Origin of the sequence: Achromobacter sp. (genome assembly GCF_032102605.1) — a bacterium.
In the GTDB taxonomy this organism is placed as follows: Bacteria; Pseudomonadota; Gammaproteobacteria; order Burkholderiales; family Burkholderiaceae_B; genus Achromobacter.
The window spans coordinates 1-17,990 of sequence record NZ_DAMDGT010000006.1; the positions used below are offsets into that span (position 1 = coordinate 1).

The following is a 17,990-nucleotide window of genomic DNA, read 5'->3' on the forward strand; positions in this document are numbered from 1 at the left end:
TAACCTTCGCTCCGATCGTCTATCAACCAATGTCTACTTGACAGGGGTGCTTACGTGCCGAACACGTAGAAGAAAAAATGCCCATGTGAAATTCATACAATCATGAAAGCGCACCCAATCTGTGCCTTCGCAGGCTCTGAGGCGAGACATTCCTGCGGCTTCATTACACTATGACACAATGCAGCATTTGGCGTCCGGCAGACGAATCGTCAAGCCGGGTTGCGGTGCGTGGTATGAACAGGCTTGAACCTCCGACCACCTGCACTCCGTGCTGGTGGTCCTGGCGCATGTTCCCTATGAGAGATACCGGATGTCCATCCAAACCGAGCTGCGAAAGTCGCAGTCCAGCAAGATCTACGAAAAGCACGCCCCCACGGCTGCCGACCTGCCCTCCCCGACCGGCAAGAATTCCCGCACCTCGCCCTCGGACCACGAGTTGATCCGCGACAAGCTGCAGCGCATACAGAACGGCGGAGAGATCCGCTACATGGATATGTTCGCCGGATGTGGCGGCATCTCCCTGGGCTTCCTGACCGCCGGTTTCACGCCGGTCGCATCCATCGAAATGGACCCGTGGGCTGCAAAGTCGCACGGAGCCAACTTCGGCTCGCGCTCTGTCGGGGGTGACAAGGAAGCGCACCACACCCCCCGCGACGCGGTAACCGAAACTGCAGACACCGTCTTTGGCGATCTGGGGCTGCAGGGTGCCACGGACTGCCAGATCGATGTGCTCGTCGGCGGCCCCCCCTGTCAGGCGTTCGCCCGTGTAGGCCGGGCCAAACTCCGCGAGCAGGCTCGGCTGCGCGAAGAGGTAACGGCAGACCAGGCATTCCTCGTGGACGGTCGGGTGAGCCTGTGGGAGCGGTACGTCGCGTTCATCCGGGCGACAAAACCTGTCGCGCTACTTATGGAGAACGTGCCGGACATCCTGAACCATGGCGGCACCAACGTTGCCGAGCTGGTTTCGAAGAGCCTTGCCGATGAAGGCTACGACGTTGCCTACACGCTGCTGAACTCCGTTTGGTACGGGGTTCCTCAGATGCGGGAGCGGATGATTCTTGTCGGTATTCACCGGTCTGCCGGCATCAAACCCCGGTTTCCCGTGCCGACGCACCACCTCGTTCTGCCCTCCGGCTATACCAGCTCCAAGAATGCCGCGCGCCGCGTGCTGAAGGCCGAAGGCTCGGCGCACCATCGCTGGATCCCGGACCCCGCACCCGACTCTCCCGCAGCCACCTCGGCCTCCGACGCCCTTGCGGATCTCCCGCCCCGATTTGCCAGAGAACTGCTGAGTAGTGGCGCCATCCGCCGCGGGGCAAAGGATCCGGCAGAGTCCGTCGAGTACACGACAAAAAATCCGACAACACCCTACTCACGTCTGATGCGGGAGTGGAAGGGCTTTGCGACCAAGTCCACGACCGGCCATGTCTTCCGATACCTCCCCCGGGATTACAAGATCTTTGCCGAGATTCAGCCTGGCTGGGAGTACCCGCAGGTGCATGCTTATGTCGAGCAGAAGATCGCTACTTGGCTAGCCAACCGCAAGAAGCGCGGCTTGCCTACAGATCCGCGAAACGCGGATGTCATTTCCTACATCACGGCTTGGCGCATTCCGTACGACCCAGGAAAGTTTCCGAACAAGTGGTGGAAGCTCCGCGCTGATGCTCCGGTACGTACGCTGATGGCGCACCTCGGCAAGGACTCCTATTCCCACATCCACTTTGACTCGGATCAGGCACGCACTATCACGGTACGTGAGGCTGCGCGGCTCCAATCTTTCCCGGACGGTTTCATTTTCAAGGGATCGATGAACCCGGCATTCAAACAGATCGGCAACGCCGTGCCGCCGCTGTTTGCCTATGCCATTGCTCGTGGAATCCGGGAGTGCCTGGGCGCCCCCAGGACGCCAGACATGCGCGTATCCCTGCTGGGCCTGGACCCGTCACAGATCAAGACCACCGAGGGAACGAAGTGAAGTTCACCATCCTCCGGCTGCTGAAACCGTCCGAACTGGGTATGTTTCATGAATACCGCCGTCAGGGGAAGGAGCGCGCCAAACAGCGCGCCATCAACTTCGACTGGGATGTCGTCGACACAGTCTTTCCCTCCGCCGAAGACCAGGACATCATCGCCATCAACTGCCGGCGCCTGGAAGACGAGCACACCGTCGTAGAGGTTGCCTCTTGGCTGAAGCGGCAGCACCGAAACTGGAGATTCGAAGGCGACTGCCCGACGAGTCTCTTTTACAGATTTGTCGACCCTGGTGTTCTGTTTGCAATGGTCGTGGACGCCTCGACTACCCCGGCCAATGCATCCTGGGTTGTCATCCCCGCAGACCACCCAGCCCATTCTTCGATCCTCGGCCATGGAGAAAGCGCCCGGCTAGGTAAATCCGCAATGATCGCGTTGTACGGTGATGAGGGCCAGCACTGCCAGACAGTGCTCTCGGATCACTTCCCGCAGGTATTCAAGGAGGCAAAAACAGTGTCCGCGACGTCATACAAAGAAAACGACAATAACCACAACGACGATGACGCCGCCCCGGACCCGCTCGGCCTTTTCAAGATCCTGGCGCGTGCCGGTCACAGTCTGCCCAGCGCTGTGGCCGATCTCGTGGACAACAGCCTTTCGCATGGCGCGCGGGAAATCAACATCACATTCCCGAATCCCAATGCGGGCGGCCGATGGATGTGCATCCGCGACGACGGCACGGGCATGACGCCATCGGGCCTACGAGACGCAATGAAGATCGGGCACCAGCGTGAATACGACGATGGCGACCTGGGCAAGTTCGGCTATGGGCTCAAGGGTGCGGCTTGGTCTCAGGCCGATCGCCTGACGGTAGTGTCGAAGGCTGCCGAAAACCATTCTACAACCCTCACCTGGGACAAGGAACATCTTGCCAAGACGCGCCGTTGGGCGCTGCTAAGCGACCCGGTGGCTCCCGAGCATGTCTCTGCTGTGGCCATCGGCGACTCGGGCACAGCCGTGCTGCTCACGCAGATGCGTCCCTCATTGGAGCCTGCCAGGGGCAAGTCAGATTCCCCCTATGCGCAGGAGCTTGCCGCCATCAAGTCGCACCTCGAACTTGTCTTCCACCGGTACCTTGAAGGCAAGGCGCGCGGGCGCGAGAAGGTCGTCATCCGATTGAATGATGACATCCTACGCGCCAATAACCCCATGGGACATCCTCTGACGAAGGAGTATGACCAGCATCGCATCGAGCTTCCCGGTCTTACGCCGGACAAGACGCCGGCACTCTATGTACGAGCTTATGTCACACCGAACGAGGCAGAGTTCGACGAGTACGTCAAGGATTTGCCACCGCTGGAGCAACGCGTCGAACGCGACCGCCACACCCTGAACGGCAGGGCCAACGATGCACAGGGCATGTACTTCTATCGGCTTGACCGGCTTATCAAATGGGGTGGCTGGGAAGATCTCTTCGCCAAGGATGAACACACCAAGCTAATTCGTGTCGCAGTCGACTTTGACAGGCTGGCAGATGAGCAGTTGCAGGTAGATATCAGCAAGCAGCTCATTCGCCTGCCCTTTGCGATCACTAAGCCCCTCGAAGCCCTGATTAAAGGCCCTCGCGCAGCCGCCCGCCTCCGGTACAACAAAAAGGAAAAGCCTGCGCCGGCACCGAAAGGAGGCGGCCGTACTGTGTCGCCGACAGTCACGCCAGCGCCGGGCGGTTTGATCCCTCCAACGACAGCGCCGGGAGCCCCCCCGGCTCCAGCCCCCACAGCGAAGAAAGACAGGACTTCAATCCGCCTCGTCAGCAGTGGCGACAAGCCATGGCAACGCAAGACGGGATTCAAGGGCGAAGAAGTCGAGGTCACCCCCCTGATGCCGACGCTGGTGACGCTCGTACAGCTCATTGACAAGGATGCCGAGGTCAAGACTGCTCTCTCTGAATTCCTTCGCGCGCTGGAAACAGCCGGTGTCCCGGACCAGTTTTCGGACAAGGCCTGATGCAGATCCGACTTCCGCTTCCCCTCACGCTGAAGCCCAGGCTGGCCCTGTGGACCGACGGAACCGCCTGGACCAACTGGTCCCGGCATGAAGCTTATCTGAGGTCTCAACCCAAGTGGAAGCCGCACCAGATTGTGTCGGTCGCGGAAGAGTCACTGCGGATCATCTCAAAGACAACGCCCATCGCTCGCCCGGAATTTCAGTGCCGCGGACTGGTCGTCGGCTACGTCCAGTCAGGCAAGACAGCCAATTTCACAGCTGTGGCGGCGCGCGCGGCTGATGTCGGCTATCGCCTGATCATTGTTCTTTCCGGCATCCACGATTCGCTACGGAACCAGACGCAGCAGCGCCTGGATCTGGAGCTTGTCGGGACCGGCGTCGACTGGATCACGCTGACCGATGAGGCTGCAGACTTTCGTGAACCGAAGGTGGCCGACGGATTCGCATCGACGGGTACAGTTCTGATCGTCGCCAAAAAGATCACGCCGATCCTGAAGCGGCTCAACCAGTGGTTCGGAAATCTCGAAGGCCGCCTCGCTGATGTACCGGTTCTTCTCATCGATGACGAGGCCGATCAGGCTTCCATCAATACACGCGGAAATCGACGTGATCCCAGTATCGACGCGGACACCGAACCGGATGCCGACACGGCCCCGTCACTGACCAACGCGCTAATTCGCGACATTCTCAACAAGATTCCGCGGGCTACATACATCGCCTACACGGCGACGCCATTCGCCAACATCCTTATAGACCCCGACGCCAGCGACAACCAAGTCGGAGAAGACCTGTTCCCCAGGGACTTCGTCGTGCAGCTTCCGCGGCCTGACGGCTACACAGGGACCGAGGAGCTTTTCGGCATCAGTGCGCAGGGCCGTGACGTACTCCGCCCCGTAGACCCCGCGGATGTGAAGGCTCTGAAGTCGAAGCAGCGCAAAAGGAGTGAGACGATCGTTGCCCGGGGTCCACTGGATCTACCCCAGTCGCTCGCCGATGCCCTTCTGACGTTTGCACTGGCCGGCGCCATCAGGTTGCTGCGCGGCCAGTCGGGCAAGCCGAACACGATGCTGGTGCACGTATCCCAGCTCCAGCAGGACCAGTTGCGCATTGGTGAAGCGATCGAGGAACAGATCCGCAACTGGTTCCATCATGAGAGTGCCGAACCCGGTGTACTCAAGCAGATGTTCCGGTCAACGCTCACAGGACTGGGACAGATTGATCTGCCCTGCAGCGAAGAGCTTCTCCTGGAAGAGGCAGTGACGAACTTGGCCCGTCTGGTCGTCGTTGTGCTCAACAGCACGACGGGCGACGAACTGGAGTACGACGCCAAGCCTGGGCGGCAGCTCGTTGCAGTGGGCGGCAATCGGCTGTCGCGCGGCCTGACGCTTGAGGGACTGACAATCGCCTACTTCCTGCGCACCACAACGCTGGCGGACTCGCTGCTGCAGATGGCCCGCTGGTATGGTTTCAGGACTGGCTATGAAGACCTGATCCGCATCTGGACAACCGAGGGCATCGCTCAGTGGTTTGTGGAACTGGCGCTAGTTGAGGAATCCCTGCGAGATTCCATCACAGCGCTGAACAAGGCCGGCCGCAGGCCAGACCAGATGGCCATCCGGATGCGCGCCCATTCAAAGCTCCTGCTCACCAGCAAGAACAAGAGCAGGATGCAGACTGACGATGCACAGTCATGGTCTGGCGAGAACCCGCAGACAATTCTGTTTCCCATGCAGGATCAGGAATTGCTGGAACGGAACTTTGACCTCGCGTCTGCCCTGCTGCGACAGCATCCCCCGACACAGGATGCACACGGCGGCGCCATCGCCCACGATGTGCCGGCCGAGGACATCGCACTGTTCCTGCGGCGTTATGAAGGACACCCGAACAGCATTGCGTTTCAGGGCGCAGAGATTGCCGACTGGATCCTGGAACGCGCTGAAGCGGGAGAGCTGACGAACTGGACCATATTCGTAGCCAACCCGCAGCGGGAACGCGAGGTTCTGCTAGGTGGAAGGCCGTTCGGCCTTGTTCGACGTTCGTTGCAGGCCAACGAATCGATCGGCATCCTTATCGATCCTCGCCATGAAGGTGTTGATCTGCATGGCGGGCCGGAAAACTACCGCGCTGCCTCAGGCTTCAATGCCCGCGCAATGCGCGAGGACCGACCTGCGCAGCAGGGCTTGCTCCTGCTCTACCCCCTCGATCCCGAACCGCTCCGCGCGCCAACACAGGCCGTGCTGGGCCTCGCGTTATCGCTGCCCCGCACTGCGGACGGCGAACAACGGTTCGTCGTGAACCGTGGGGTCCGCAATGGTTGAGATCACACAGGACCGTTGGGCAAGTCTGCGGGAGCAGCGGCTTCCACACGAGGCTATCTACGAACGAGCTGCAAAAGACCTGGAAGCGGCGCTGATCGGGGTGTCAGACGACGGACGGCTGCACCTGCTTCTGGCAATCGACGTCGCCCCGAAAAACCTGCCGCCGGACCTGCAAAGCCTTCAGGTCCGCATCCTGGAAGGCGAACAGACTTGGCTGGATGTCTCAGCCCGCAGCCACCACGAAGAACTACTTACGCTAGTCACCAACAAAGTCCTCTATGCCATCCGCATCGAAGGCCGCGACCCTGCTGTCTCGGTTGAACGGATCATCGACGACATGCGCGCGGCATTGCGCCCGCTCACACTTGAGCTCAGCACGACAGAGCAGATCGGCCTATTTGGCGAACTCTGGGTGCTCTCGAATGTGCTGTTCCCAACCCTCGGCAGCCGGGTCTGCCACCTCTGGAGCGGCCCGGAAAGCGAGCGACACGATTTCGTCGGACAAGGCGTCCACGTCGAAGTAAAGACCACCACGCGATCGGAGCCGAAACACGAGATTTCCCGCCTCGATCAGCTCAAGGCCCCCGCCAGCAAACGCCTTCTGTTCGTGAGCGTGATGCTGGAGAAAAGCCTGGGCGGCGACGAAACCCTGGCAGACCGCATCGATGAAATTCGAGAGAAGCTGGGATCGGATGGGCGTGCACTCGACGCCTTCGATTCACGCCTGGCTCAACTCGGCTGGCATGAAGGCCTTCGGCAGACCGGAGCCTTGCTGCGGTTCACATTCCGCGACGTTCACGTCTTCGAGGTTGCCGGCGACTTCCCCAGGCTACCCGATGACTACTTGCCGCCACTTGGCGTGACCGGAATCAAGTACAGCATCAACGTCGGAAGCCTCCCGTCGCTCGACGTTTCCGAAGTCCAGGAAGTTCTCTTGACCGCCTGATGCGCCACCTCGCGACCGACCCTGGCGGCACGTTACGGGAGCGCGATGCAAACGCCGTCGATAGCAATCCTGGGCATCTTCACGCTCCCGGTCCACGCCCTTTCTCTCGCTGCGTCTGTAGCGCTGGCGAAGCGCCCTCCCAGCAGCCGCTTGGCCCGTCGCAGCTTTTCTCGGGCTTCGGCTAGTGAAATGCCTCCGAAGCCGTAACGGCCTATGCTCAACGTCTCTCGTCGGCCATTGATCCGGTAGTCGTAACGGAAGGTCATAGTGCCTTCCGGTGAAACGATGGCGTACATGGCATCGCGATCGGCGACCGTGTAAAGGATCGCGCGGGGTTTCAAGTTCCGCCGGGCAAAGTCTGTCAGCACGGGAATAGTCTCCTGATTGAAACGGCCGATTGCCGTCACCTATCACGAGACCTACCTATCCTTGCGAGCCCGCATAAATCCTGATGTCTAAGAGAAAGAACTACCGTCGCTGACGGTAGTTCTTCCGAGGCTACGCCAACCCCAGCCCAAAGAGCTTGCGCACCCCGTCAAATTTACCGTCAGCTTGGCTGCCTGGAAGCTCTTGAAGATAAATAGCTCACACGAAATAACCTTTAAAATCAAAAGCCTAGAAGAATCACATTCTTGTTGATGATCTTTTGAGAGTCTTTCTAGCTTTTGATTTATAAGGGAAAACTGCTTCCCCTCACTCCCACTCGATCGTCGCCGGCGGCTTGCTCGACACGTCGTACACAACCCGATTGATGCCGCGCACTTCATTGATGATGCGCGACGACACGCGGGCCAGCAGCGGATGCGGCAGCGGCGCCCAGTCGGCGGTCATGAAGTCGAAGGTCTGCACGGCGCGCAGCGCGACGACGTATTCGTACGTGCGGCCATCGCCCATCACACCCACGGACTTGACGGGCAGGAACACGGCGAATGCTTGCGAGGTCAGTTCGTACCAGGTCAGGCCGCTGGCTTCGTCCTTGGTGTTGCGCAGTTCTTCAATGAAGATCGCGTCGGCGCGGCGCAGCAGTTCGGCGTACTCGTGCTTCACTTCGCCCAGGATGCGCACGCCCAGGCCCGGGCCGGGGAACGGGTGGCGGTAGACCATCTGCGGTGGCAGGCCCAGGGCGACGCCCAGTTCGCGGACTTCGTCCTTGAACAGTTCGCGCAGGGGTTCCAGCAGTTGCAGGTTCAGCGTATCCGGCAGGCCGCCCACGTTGTGGTGCGACTTGATGGACGTGGCCTTGCCGGTCTTGGCGCCGGCCGATTCGATGACGTCCGGGTAGATCGTGCCCTGGGCCAGCCACTTGGCGCTTTTCTGCTTGCCGGCCTGTTCCTGGAACACTTCGACGAATTCGCGACCGATGATCTTGCGCTTGGCTTCGGGATCGGCCACGCCAGACAGCTTGCCCATGAATTGGGCGGTGGCGTCGACGTGGATGATCTTCACGCCCATGTTTTCGGCGAAGGTCTGCATGACCTGCTTGCCTTCGTCCAGACGCAGCAGGCCGTGGTCGACGAACACGCAGGTGAGCTGGTCGCCGATGGCCTTGTGGATCAGCGCGGCGGCAACGGACGAATCCACGCCGCCGGACAGGCCGAGGATGACTTCGTCGGTGCCCACTTGCTCGCGGATGCGGGCGACGGCTTCGGAGACGTAGTCGGGCATGTTCCAGTCGCCCGTGCATTCGCAGATCTCGTTCACGAAGCGGGCCAGCATGGCCTTGCCTTGAACGGTGTGCGTGACTTCGGGGTGGAACTGCACGGCGTAGAAGCGGCGGTCTTCGTCGGCCATGCCGGCGATCGGGCAGGACGGCGTGGACGCCATCAGCTTGAAGCCCGGGGGCAGTTCGGTGACCTTGTCGCCGTGGCTCATCCAGACCTTGAGCATGCCGTGGCCTTCGGGCGTGCTGAAGTCTTCCAGGCCTTCCAGCAGCTTGGTGTGGCCGTGGGCGCGGACCTCGGCATAGCCGAATTCGCGGTGGTCGGAGAAACTGACCACGCCGCCCAGTTGCTGCGCCATGGACTGCATGCCGTAGCAGATGCCCAGGACGGGCACGCCCAGTTCGAACACGGCGTGCGGGACGCGCATTGAGCCTTCTTCGTAGGCCGAAGCGTGGCTGCCGGACAGGATGATGCCCTTCAGGCCCTGCGCCATCTGTTCGCGCACGAAGGCGTCGTCGACGTCGCCGGGGTGGACTTCGGAATAGACGCCGGCCTCGCGGACGCGGCGGGCGATCAGCTGCGTGACTTGCGAACCGTAGTCAAGGATAAGAATGCGCTGGTGCATGGAGACTCTACCCGTTGGAAATAAAACCGCACCGGCAGACCCGCTGATCTTTGCGGTTCTGCCGGTGCGTGATGCATGACATTGTAGTTGACTGTGCGGATCAGTCGGCGCGGTAGTTGGGCGCTTCCTTGGTGATCTGCACGTCGTGCACGTGGGACTCGCGTACGCCCGCGGAGGTGATCTCCACGAATTCGGTCTTGGTGCGCATGTCGTCGATGGTGGCCGCGCCGCAGTAGCCCATGGAGGCGCGGATGCCGCCGACCAGTTGGTAAATGATGGCCAGCACGCTGCCCTTGTAGGGGACGCGGCCTTCGATGCCTTCCGGCACCAGCTTGTCGGCGTTGTTGGCGGGATCCTGGAAGTAGCGGTCGGCGGAGCCTTCCGTCATGGCGCCCAGGCTGCCCATGCCACGGTACGACTTGTACGAACGGCCCTGGAACAGCACGACTTCGCCCGGCGCTTCTTCGGTGCCGGCGAACATGCCGCCCATCATGCACGAGAACGCGCCGGCGGCCAGCGCCTTGGCGACGTCGCCCGAGTAGCGGATGCCGCCGTCGGCGATGAGGGGAACGCCCGTGCCTTCCAGCGCCTTGGCGACTTCGGAGATGGCATGGATCTGCGGCACGCCCACACCGGCCACGATACGCGTGGTGCAGATGGAGCCGGGGCCGATGCCGACCTTGACGCCGTCGGCGCCGTGTTCGACCAGCGCGCGCGCCGCGGCTGCGGTGGCGATGTTGCCGCCGATGACTTCAACCTTGGGGTAGTTCTGCTTGACCCAGCGCACGCCTTCCAGCACGCCCTTGGAGTGGCCGTGCGCGGTGTCGACGATCAGGACGTCGACGCCTGCGGCAACCAGCTTTTCCACGCGCTCTTCGGTGTTGCCGCCCACGCCCACCGCCGCGCCAACGCGCAGCTGGCCTTGGGCATCCTTGCTGGCCATCGGGTGTTCGGTGTTCTTGACGATGTCCTTGACGGTGGCCAGGCCACGCAGTTCAAAACCGTCGTTCACGATCAGCACGCGTTCGAGGCGATGCTTGTGCATCAGGGCCTGCGCTTCATCAAGCGTGGCGCCTTCCTTCATGGTGACCAGGCGTTCCTGCGGCGTCATGATGTTGCGCAGGGGCTGATCCAGGTTTTCTTCGAAACGCAGATCGCGGTTGGTGACGATACCGACCAGCTTGCGGCCTTCGACGACCGGCAGGCCCGAGATGCCATGCTGGCGCTGCAACGCAATGGCGTCGCGCACTTTCATCTGGGGGGTGACGGTGACCGGATCGATCACGATGCCGAATTCGTGGCGCTTGACGCGAGCCACTTCACGCGCTTGGGCGTCGGCGGAAAGATTCTTGTGGATGATCCCGATGCCACCCTCTTGAGCCATGGCGATGGCCAAGCGCGATTCGGTGACGGTGTCCATGGCGGCGGACACTAGCGGAATATTCAGGCTGATGTTGCGGGTCAGGCGGGTGGCCAGGGAGGTGTCGCGCGGCAACACCTCGGAATACGCAGGCACCAACAACACATCGTCGAAGGTGAGCGCTTTTTGAACGAGACGCATGGGTAACTCCGGGCGCAAAGCAAGATTATACGCCGCCAACGTGTTTTGACTAGGTGTTCTCCCTAGGTTCGGGGTGGATATTTCTGACCCTGCGGGTTTCCCATGCACGCGCCTCCATATTTTTACCCGGATCATATTGACAGACATTTTCCCCAGGGTAATAATCTCGAAACTCTTATTGACCCGGATAAAAATCGCCATGACCGCTTTCCCCTCTGTCGACCCGCATACCGCCTTCGAGGGACTCCGCATTCTTGCCGCCGGCGAGCTGTCCAGCGTCGCGCTTGCCGTCAAACGCGCCATGGCCGCGCATGGCAATGACGCGATTCTGGTGTTCCAGGACGCGTCGGGCAAACAGGTGGACCTGGATCTGAGCGGCGATGACGCGCAGATCGTTGCGCGCCACGCGCACGCCCCCGCCGTTGCGCCCGCAAGCCACGACGCAGAACTTGACGCCGCGCCTCGCGGGCGCGGCCGGCCCAAGCTGGGCGTGGTGGCGCGCGAGGTGACCCTTTTGCCCCGCCACTGGGACTGGTTGGCCGCGCAGCCAGGCGGCGCGTCGGTCGCGCTGCGCAAGCTGGTGGAACAGGCCCGGCGCGACAACGAGGCGCACGATGCTCGGCGCCAGCGGCAGGAGGCCGCCTATCGGTTCATGTCCAGCATGGCCGGCAATCTGCCGGGCTTCGAGGACGCCACGCGGGCGCTCTACGCCGACGACCGGGACGCATACGCGCGGCACGTAGCGCAGTGGCCGCAGGGCGTGCGTGGCTATGCAATGAACCTGGCCTGGGGCACACCCGAATAGGATTGCTTTTACTTTTCCTATACACGTTATCGATTGCTGTCCGAGGCCGCCGCCATGCCGCAATTGGTTTTGCTGTTGTTGGGAGTGACCTACCTGCGCCAACGCTGGCGTGCGCTTGCCGTCGCGGGAGCCGTGTTCTTGCTGGCCGGCGTCGTGGTGTTCATCGACGCGCTGGACGGGGCGGCCTACTTCCCGCTTAATGTGTTCGCCGTCCTGTTCATCATCGAGGGCCTTGGCACCTTGCTGATCGCGTCCAGCGGCGTGGGTGGCCAGCGCGTGCTGCGTTATGCCAAGGGCTTGTTCGTCCTGCTGGCCGGGGGCCTGATCCTTGCCGGTCATCACCACGGGCACTTCGTGCTGTCGATGATTTTCGGTTTGCTGTTCCTGGCGGACGGCCTGCTGCAATGTGTCGCTGGCTACGTCGTGCGGTACGAACGCTGGCGCTATGCCTTTGCCGGTGGCGTGGCCGAAATCCTGCTCGCCATCTTCTTTTTTCAGCCTTATCCCACCAATTACCTGGGCACCGTGCCCTATTGCCTGGGCCTGTTCCTGGGCATCGCGGGCGTGAAACTGCTGTGGCTGGCGCGCCGCGTGCGGCATCTATCGTCGAATCCGGCATTTGCCGCCACACAGTCAATGGGTTTTGCGCCGACCGCGCCCGAACTGTCCAAAGCGCGGGTCTGGGATGGCCCGCCGGCCGATTCCGAACGCGCGTTGACAGTGCATGTCTGGACGCCGTCGGGTTCAGCCAAGACGCAGACCCGCAACTATCCCGTGGTGGACCGCTACATCGCGGCGGTGGACGTCAACGGCGTGATTTCCACCGGCCACGCCGCGCTGGAATCGCCCGAGGGCATCTACATCAGCCTGTACCCGCAAGAGGAAATCGACCGGTCCCCGGACGACTTCGGCGCGCTGCTGCGCGCCACGGCTGAAAACGACATCCCGGGCGTGTATCAGCCCGACTACGACACCGAATCCAAGGCCTGGCGCCCGTCAAACGTCCAGGTGCGCATCCGCAATTACGACGCCGAAAAGCTGGCCGCCTTCTGGGAGGAATACCGCAAGGTTTCCACCTACAACCTGACGCACCGCAACTGTTCCAGCACGGTATCGCAAGCGCTGGACGCCGCGCTGGATGGCGTCGTCGGACGCCTGCACGGCGACGAGGCCGGCTGGCGGGTGCTGATCCGGCTGCTGTTGACGCCCGAACTGTGGGTCGCGTCACAGATCCGCAAGCGCGCCCTCACCATGGCCTGGACTCCCGGTTTGACGCTGGATTACGCCCGCGCCATGAGCATGCTGGCCGACCCCCGCCCATTCGGCTGGTGGAAGATGTCGCAAAGCGCCGTGAGGCGAATCGCCAAGCTGCGCGAAGGCTGGCGAACGCAGGACAAGGAATCGCCCGCCCGGCGCCCCCGCACCTGAGCCGCCGCCAGGCTGTTGCAATTGATCCCTGGAGTATCGCCAGGCCCGGGCGTAACGTGAAAGCGCGGCATATGCCGCGTTGCCTTCGCAGGTACGCATCATGACGCCCAACACTCCCCGACCCGATTCCCGCCACGCGACGACCCTTCCTGCCCCCGACAACCATGCGCCGCCCCAAGCGGACAAAGCCCGGGCCAAAGCGGATCACCAGCATGAAGACGCGCGCCGCAAGGCGCTGGCTGGCTCGCAGCACAAAGAGAACACGCGCGCGGTGGCCGCGCCGCGCTACCACGGACACCGGGGCGGCTGAAGCTTCGTTTCTCCACGGGTTGTTGCCGTCTGCCTTCGCCAGGGCCAAAGGTTCAGGCCTCAAGCCCCAGGAGCGAGGCGGACGGCGAAAGCGCGCGCGGCGGGTTTATCTGGTCGCCAATCGTCGGATCACCCGTGCGCTAGACGACCGACATCGCCGGCCCACCTGCACACCGGACCACCAACATCGCCAGCCCGCCGGACCGCCAAACCGGATTTATGAGGTATGTTCCTGAAACTACCGACGGATCCCCCATGATGCAGTCCGACGAAAACTACCTTCTTTACGACGGCGATTGCCCGTTTTGCTCGAACTACGTGCGGATGATGCAGCTGCGAAAGGCCGCGGGGCCCATCGCCATGCTGAACATGCGTGACCATCCCGACCTGGCCACGCGGCACCGGGCACAAGGCTTTGACCTGAATCAGGGCATGCTGCTGCACCTGGACGGCCGGGATTACTGGGGCGCGGACGCCATCCACCGGCTGGCGCTGCTCAGCACCGGCAGCGATCTGTTCAACCGCGTCAATGCCACTATCTTCAGCAACGCATGCCTGTCCAAGGCGCTCTATCCCTTCATGCGCACCGGCCGCAGTTTGACGCTGACGTTGCTGGGCAAGAAGAAAATGCCTTGACGCACGGCTCACACAGGGCGCGCGGCATGAGCAGATCTTGCGCTAATTTCCCTTCAATCTGGAATTGACCTCGATGCTCTACATCACCGGCGCCGTGCTGCTGGCGCTTACGCTGTGTTCTATCGTCTATCGCCGCATGCAACGCAGGGACGGCGAGTCCGGCCGCGCCATCGGCCGGGACGTAGCCGCTGGCGCCGCCATTTATGCGTTCGTGGGGCCGGCCGTCGCCATACTCGTGATTGCCGTGTCCATGGCGATCATTACCTTGAGCCCCAATAACCTGATGTTCGCCCTCTTCGGGCTTCCCTGGTCGTACATCTTTGGCATTGTGCCGGCCCTGCTTTGCGGGATGATTGCGGGCGCCCTCAAGCCGCTCGCGCCGTCGTGGATGGCCATTGTGCGCATGGGCATCATCGGCGCTGTGTTTGCCTTTGCCTTCCTGCTGACATTCGGCGGCCGCGACCTGACCTGGTCGTCCACGGTGTTTCCCCTGTACATGGGCGCCCTGCCCGGCTCTATCGCCGGACTGCTGTGCGCGCGACTGCTCTACGGCAAGCCCGCGCCTACTCGCTAGCCCAGCTCAGATCGGGCGAAGGCGCGCCGTGCTGGTGAAAGTACAGCAGCGCGGACGCCGCCATGTTGCGGTCCACGCACTGGAACTGCGGGTAGCTGCCTGATTGGCCGCCCGCTACCAGATCCTGGTCATGGTCCTCGGATTTGGCGGGATCGATCAGCGTGTGTATTTGCGCATCGCCGCCTAGAGAGATAAATACGATATAGGCGCCGTCGCCGCCGCCGATCGACAAGACCGCGTCGTCATCGATCACGAAGGCGGTGGAACTGTAGACGACGCCATCCAGCCTGTGCAGCGCGGCAAGCAGATCGCTTTCGGTCGGAGCCTCGTGCGCACGCGCCTGCACCCGTTCATCCTCACGTACATCTTCGACGATTCTGATTATTTTCACGGTAATCCAGCCGACTGGCGGCGCGTAAGTGGAAGGTTGCGTTCGACCCGCAGGTTCGACCGAGACTACATCGGCCTTGAACTGCGAATGCGGCGTTTCATTGCTGTCCAGGCAAGGACTGCTGGAAGAAGAATCGCAGCATCTCGGCCGTGGCGTCCGGACCGGACTGATCCGTATAGGACCCCTGCTGCGATCCGCCGGCCCAGGCATGGCCGGCACCATGGACGTCCCAGCGCTCGGCGACGATGTCGCCCGCGGCATTGCGATACACGTGCCGGGTGCTATGACGCTTGCTGGCAACGCCCGGCACGCGCTGGGTCTCGGCGCGCATGCCCGGCCCCACACTGGCGGCGATCACCCTGTCGGCGTTGCCCGGATGCACGGTCGCATCGCGGTCGCCATGGAAGACGATGGTGGGCACGCCGCTGCCGGCCGCGGCGCTTGCCGAGAGGCCCACGCCCTTCATCGCGGACAGCGCCGACGGAAGATCGGACGCCGCGCCGGGCGCCAGCCCGGAATGCACGCCCGCCGCCGCATAGAGTTCGGGATAGGAGCCAGCCAGGATGGCGGCCATCGCGCCGCCCGCGGACAAGCCGGCAACATACACGCGCTGCGGATCAATTGCGTGGGTTCCCATCACCTCGCGCGTCATGCCCGCCAGGATCGAGGGTTCCCCGCGCCCTTGCTGCTGATGATTGTGCTTGAACCAGTTCCAGCACTTCTGGGGATTGGCGTCGCGAGATTGAACCGGGTACAGCACGTAAAAGCCCTGCTCGCGCGCGGCCGCGTTCATGGCGGTACCGGCCGCGAAATCGTCTGCGTCCTGGGTGCAGCCATGCAGCATCACCACCAGTGGCAGCGGCTTGCCGTCCGCATTGGGCGGCACGTACAGCTTGTAGCCACGTTGCCCGGACGCATTGCGGAATGATCCTGCGGTGAACGTATCGCCAGAGACGGAAGGCTTGCGCAAGGGTTGGACGACATCGACATCGTCGTGGGCGGGCTGCGCCGTTTCGGAGACGCCTGCGGAATCCGGAATCTCCCAGGCCTCGACCTCGATGACGCCGGCGTCGTCTTGCCTGGCGTCGTCCTTGATCGGATCGCCCCGCAGGGCGGCCTGGATCGCGGCGGTGGCCGCAGCCAGATCGCCGGACCGAGTGAGCTGGGTAGCCCGGTTCATGAACTGTTGGAAATCAGGGTGCATTTCGTGACCTTTTTGCGGCGTGATATCAGCGAATGCGCTGACGCAAGGCGGCTTTGACGGCGGGGCTGGCGTGCAGCGCCCCCAACACCGTCAGGGATTCGATCGTGGCCAGAGCCAACTCGGGCGTGATGTCCGGTGCAAGCGTCGCCAGGCCCAGCACTCGGATCTGAAGCATTTCGCCCGCCGCCTGGACCGCCTGCAAATCCTGGGCGGTGTAGTGCTGGATGCCGAGAACCAGCGTTTTCCGGCTGACGGCCTGGCGTACGGCGTCGCCATGGGTGGCAAGTTGATTGCGAATCGCGGTGCGGATCAGGTCCGTCCGGTTTGCATAGAACCCCTCCTGAACCAGAAGGTCGATCTGGCCCAGGTCGACATAACCCAGGTTGATCGTGATCTTCTCGTCGGCAGGCTTGGGGACGGAGGCGAGTTGAGATGTGCGAGGCGGCATGGAGCGAATATAAACCATCCACTTGGATGGTGCGTGGATGTTTCACTTTGATAAGCCTGCGCCGGTTGAGTACACGGGCGAGTTCACCGGAGGGACTAGTGCGCCGTTTTCCCGATGCTGAGGCGAAGTACCAGTGGCAAGGTCGGCGGCGCTCCGCTACTGTCGTCTTGAACCTCGGGGGATCCCAATGGCGCTGCGCCTTGTTTCGGGCCTGCTCTTGTCAATTGCCTGCGCGGCCACCGCCAGCGCTCAGCCCACGCCGCCTGACTTGTACGGCGCCCTTGTCGTCTCTTCCACTTATCGCTACTACGCGTCGATTCTGTACGGCTCCGAAAGCTCGGCTCGCCAAAACGCGCTTGCGGAATGCAAGGCCGATGAGCCCGACGCTACCTGCGCGGTGTACGCAAACTTCAAGAACCAATGCGTGGCGGTGGCCGCAAACGGCGCGCAGCACGTTGTCGCCATTGGCAGGAACGCGTGGAACCGGCAGCAGACGGGCGATTTCAGCCTGCAGCTATGCCGCGACAAGACGGGGTCCGCCTGCAGGTTGGTGATCAGCGCGTGTTCGACCCATGCGCAAAAGGCCGAGGACCAAAGCGCCTGGGCCGGCCCCGGCAGGCCAAGAGAGGGGGAGTTGCAGGCCCATCACGGCGGCCGCGCTCCCCAATGAACTACAGTCTGTCCAGACCCCGTTCACCCGAAAAGGAACCAATATGGAAAATCCCTTTGGCGACTCCGACGAGCCGTCTGGCACCGACCGGCAGTATCTGGTCCTGATCGCGGCATCGAAAGACAACGCCGCGCTCGCGCAAAAGATCCTGGAAAACATCAAGACCCATGTGGACGAACGCGCCGCGCCCCTGTGGATCGACGCCAAGGGAATCGGCGTGCTGGTCACGACGGAACTGGTGGCGTCCGAAATCTGGCGCGAGATGTTCCAAAAGGCGCCCGGCCAGGATTATGGCGACACGCGCAACCTGCTGATTGTTGAAATCGGCAAGGACTGGGCGGCTCGCCGGGACGACAAGATCGAACACTGGCTGGCCAGCCACGTCGGCGCTCCGCTGCCGCCGCCGCATCGCGCCAAGCGGCGCTAGGGGCAGGAT

At 62.4% G+C, this 17,990-nt stretch carries 16 protein-coding genes and 1 pseudogene; 11 read left to right on the forward strand and 6 right to left on the reverse strand.

Going from position 1 to position 17,990, the window contains the following annotated elements; translation table 11 throughout:
* Positions 1-310: 310 nt before the first annotated feature.
* From RT614_RS14945 to RT614_RS14960, 4 genes are read left to right on the forward strand one after another with little or no spacing between them, the layout of a single operon-like run.
* Positions 311-1,975 carry a DNA cytosine methyltransferase gene (locus tag RT614_RS14945; protein WP_313622909.1) on the forward strand — a complete coding sequence of 555 codons (1,665 nt, stop codon included), beginning with the start codon at positions 311-313 and terminating at the stop codon, positions 1,973-1,975.
* Complete coding sequence (locus RT614_RS14950; protein WP_313622910.1) at positions 1,972-3,978, forward strand: ATP-binding protein; 2,007 nt, start codon at positions 1,972-1,974, stop codon at positions 3,976-3,978. The genes RT614_RS14945 and RT614_RS14950 overlap by 4 nt, the downstream gene beginning before the upstream one ends.
* On the forward strand, positions 3,978-6,296 hold the full coding sequence (locus RT614_RS14955; protein ID WP_313622911.1) for a Z1 domain-containing protein: 2,319 nt from the start codon (positions 3,978-3,980) through the stop codon (positions 6,294-6,296). Before RT614_RS14950 ends, RT614_RS14955 begins: the two co-directional genes overlap by 1 nt.
* Positions 6,289-7,242 carry a PD-(D/E)XK motif protein gene (locus RT614_RS14960; protein ID WP_313622912.1) on the forward strand — a complete coding sequence of 318 codons (954 nt, stop codon included), beginning with the start codon at positions 6,289-6,291 and terminating at the stop codon, positions 7,240-7,242. Before RT614_RS14955 ends, RT614_RS14960 begins: the two co-directional genes overlap by 8 nt.
* Positions 7,243-7,336: 94 nt before the next feature.
* Here RT614_RS14960 and RT614_RS14965 read toward each other — a convergent pair.
* From RT614_RS14965 to guaB, 3 genes and pseudogenes are all read right to left on the reverse strand, one after another.
* Positions 7,337-7,610 (reverse strand): annotated as a pseudogene (locus RT614_RS14965) (Arm DNA-binding domain-containing protein); the annotation flags it as partial.
* Between the two features lie 325 nt (positions 7,611-7,935).
* On the reverse strand, positions 7,936-9,528 hold the full coding sequence (gene guaA / locus RT614_RS14970; RefSeq protein WP_313622913.1) for a glutamine-hydrolyzing GMP synthase: 1,593 nt from the start codon (positions 9,526-9,528) through the stop codon (positions 7,936-7,938).
* Positions 9,529-9,628: 100 nt separating this feature from the next.
* Positions 9,629-11,089, reverse strand: coding sequence for an IMP dehydrogenase (guaB, locus tag RT614_RS14975; protein WP_313622914.1), 1,461 nt, complete (start codon positions 11,087-11,089; stop codon positions 9,629-9,631).
* Positions 11,090-11,288: 199 nt separating this feature from the next.
* Here guaB and RT614_RS14980 point away from each other — a divergent pair, with 199 nt between their 5' ends.
* The 5 genes from RT614_RS14980 (at position 11,289) to RT614_RS15000 (ending at position 14,841) form a co-directional block, all read left to right on the forward strand.
* Positions 11,289-11,894, forward strand: a complete 606-nt coding sequence (locus RT614_RS14980) for a DUF2239 family protein (protein ID WP_313622915.1) — start codon at positions 11,289-11,291, stop codon at positions 11,892-11,894.
* 54 nt (positions 11,895-11,948) lie between these two features.
* Positions 11,949-13,322: a DUF308 domain-containing protein gene (locus RT614_RS14985; RefSeq protein WP_313622916.1), complete on the forward strand. Its 1,374-nt coding sequence runs from the start codon at positions 11,949-11,951 to the stop codon at positions 13,320-13,322.
* A 100-nt stretch (positions 13,323-13,422) separates the two neighbouring features.
* Positions 13,423-13,632 (forward strand): hypothetical protein, encoded by a 210-nt coding sequence (locus RT614_RS14990; RefSeq protein ID WP_313622918.1) that lies wholly within the window; start codon positions 13,423-13,425, stop codon positions 13,630-13,632.
* Between the two features lie 257 nt (positions 13,633-13,889).
* Positions 13,890-14,267 (forward strand): DCC1-like thiol-disulfide oxidoreductase family protein, encoded by a 378-nt coding sequence (locus tag RT614_RS14995; protein WP_313623220.1) that lies wholly within the window; start codon positions 13,890-13,892, stop codon positions 14,265-14,267.
* 73 nt (positions 14,268-14,340) lie between these two features.
* The gene (locus tag RT614_RS15000) at positions 14,341-14,841 is read left to right on the forward strand and encodes a hypothetical protein (protein ID WP_313622919.1); all 501 of its coding nucleotides are present in this window, start codon (positions 14,341-14,343) and stop codon (positions 14,839-14,841) included.
* Here RT614_RS15000 and RT614_RS15005 read toward each other — a convergent pair.
* From RT614_RS15005 to RT614_RS15015, 3 genes are all read right to left on the reverse strand, one after another.
* The gene (locus tag RT614_RS15005; RefSeq protein ID WP_313622920.1) at positions 14,831-15,232 is read right to left on the reverse strand and encodes an Imm1 family immunity protein; all 402 of its coding nucleotides are present in this window, start codon (positions 15,230-15,232) and stop codon (positions 14,831-14,833) included. The genes RT614_RS15000 and RT614_RS15005 overlap by 11 nt on opposite strands.
* Positions 15,233-15,329: 97 nt before the next feature.
* Positions 15,330-16,436 carry a PHB depolymerase family esterase gene (locus RT614_RS15010; RefSeq protein ID WP_313622921.1) on the reverse strand — a complete coding sequence of 369 codons (1,107 nt, stop codon included), beginning with the start codon at positions 16,434-16,436 and terminating at the stop codon, positions 15,330-15,332.
* Between the two features lie 25 nt (positions 16,437-16,461).
* The gene (locus RT614_RS15015; protein WP_313622922.1) at positions 16,462-16,884 is read right to left on the reverse strand and encodes a CopG family transcriptional regulator; all 423 of its coding nucleotides are present in this window, start codon (positions 16,882-16,884) and stop codon (positions 16,462-16,464) included.
* 187 nt (positions 16,885-17,071) lie between these two features.
* On the opposite strand from RT614_RS15015, the gene RT614_RS15020 reads away from it, so the two are divergent.
* Together RT614_RS15020 and RT614_RS15025 are read left to right on the forward strand one after the other, a co-directional pair.
* Positions 17,072-17,554 carry a DUF4189 domain-containing protein gene (locus tag RT614_RS15020; protein WP_313622923.1) on the forward strand — a complete coding sequence of 161 codons (483 nt, stop codon included), beginning with the start codon at positions 17,072-17,074 and terminating at the stop codon, positions 17,552-17,554.
* 43 nt (positions 17,555-17,597) lie between these two features.
* Entirely contained in the window at positions 17,598-17,981 is a 384-nt protein-coding gene (locus RT614_RS15025; protein WP_313622924.1) for a hypothetical protein, read from the forward strand.
* The last annotated feature ends 9 nt before the right edge of the window (positions 17,982-17,990 follow it).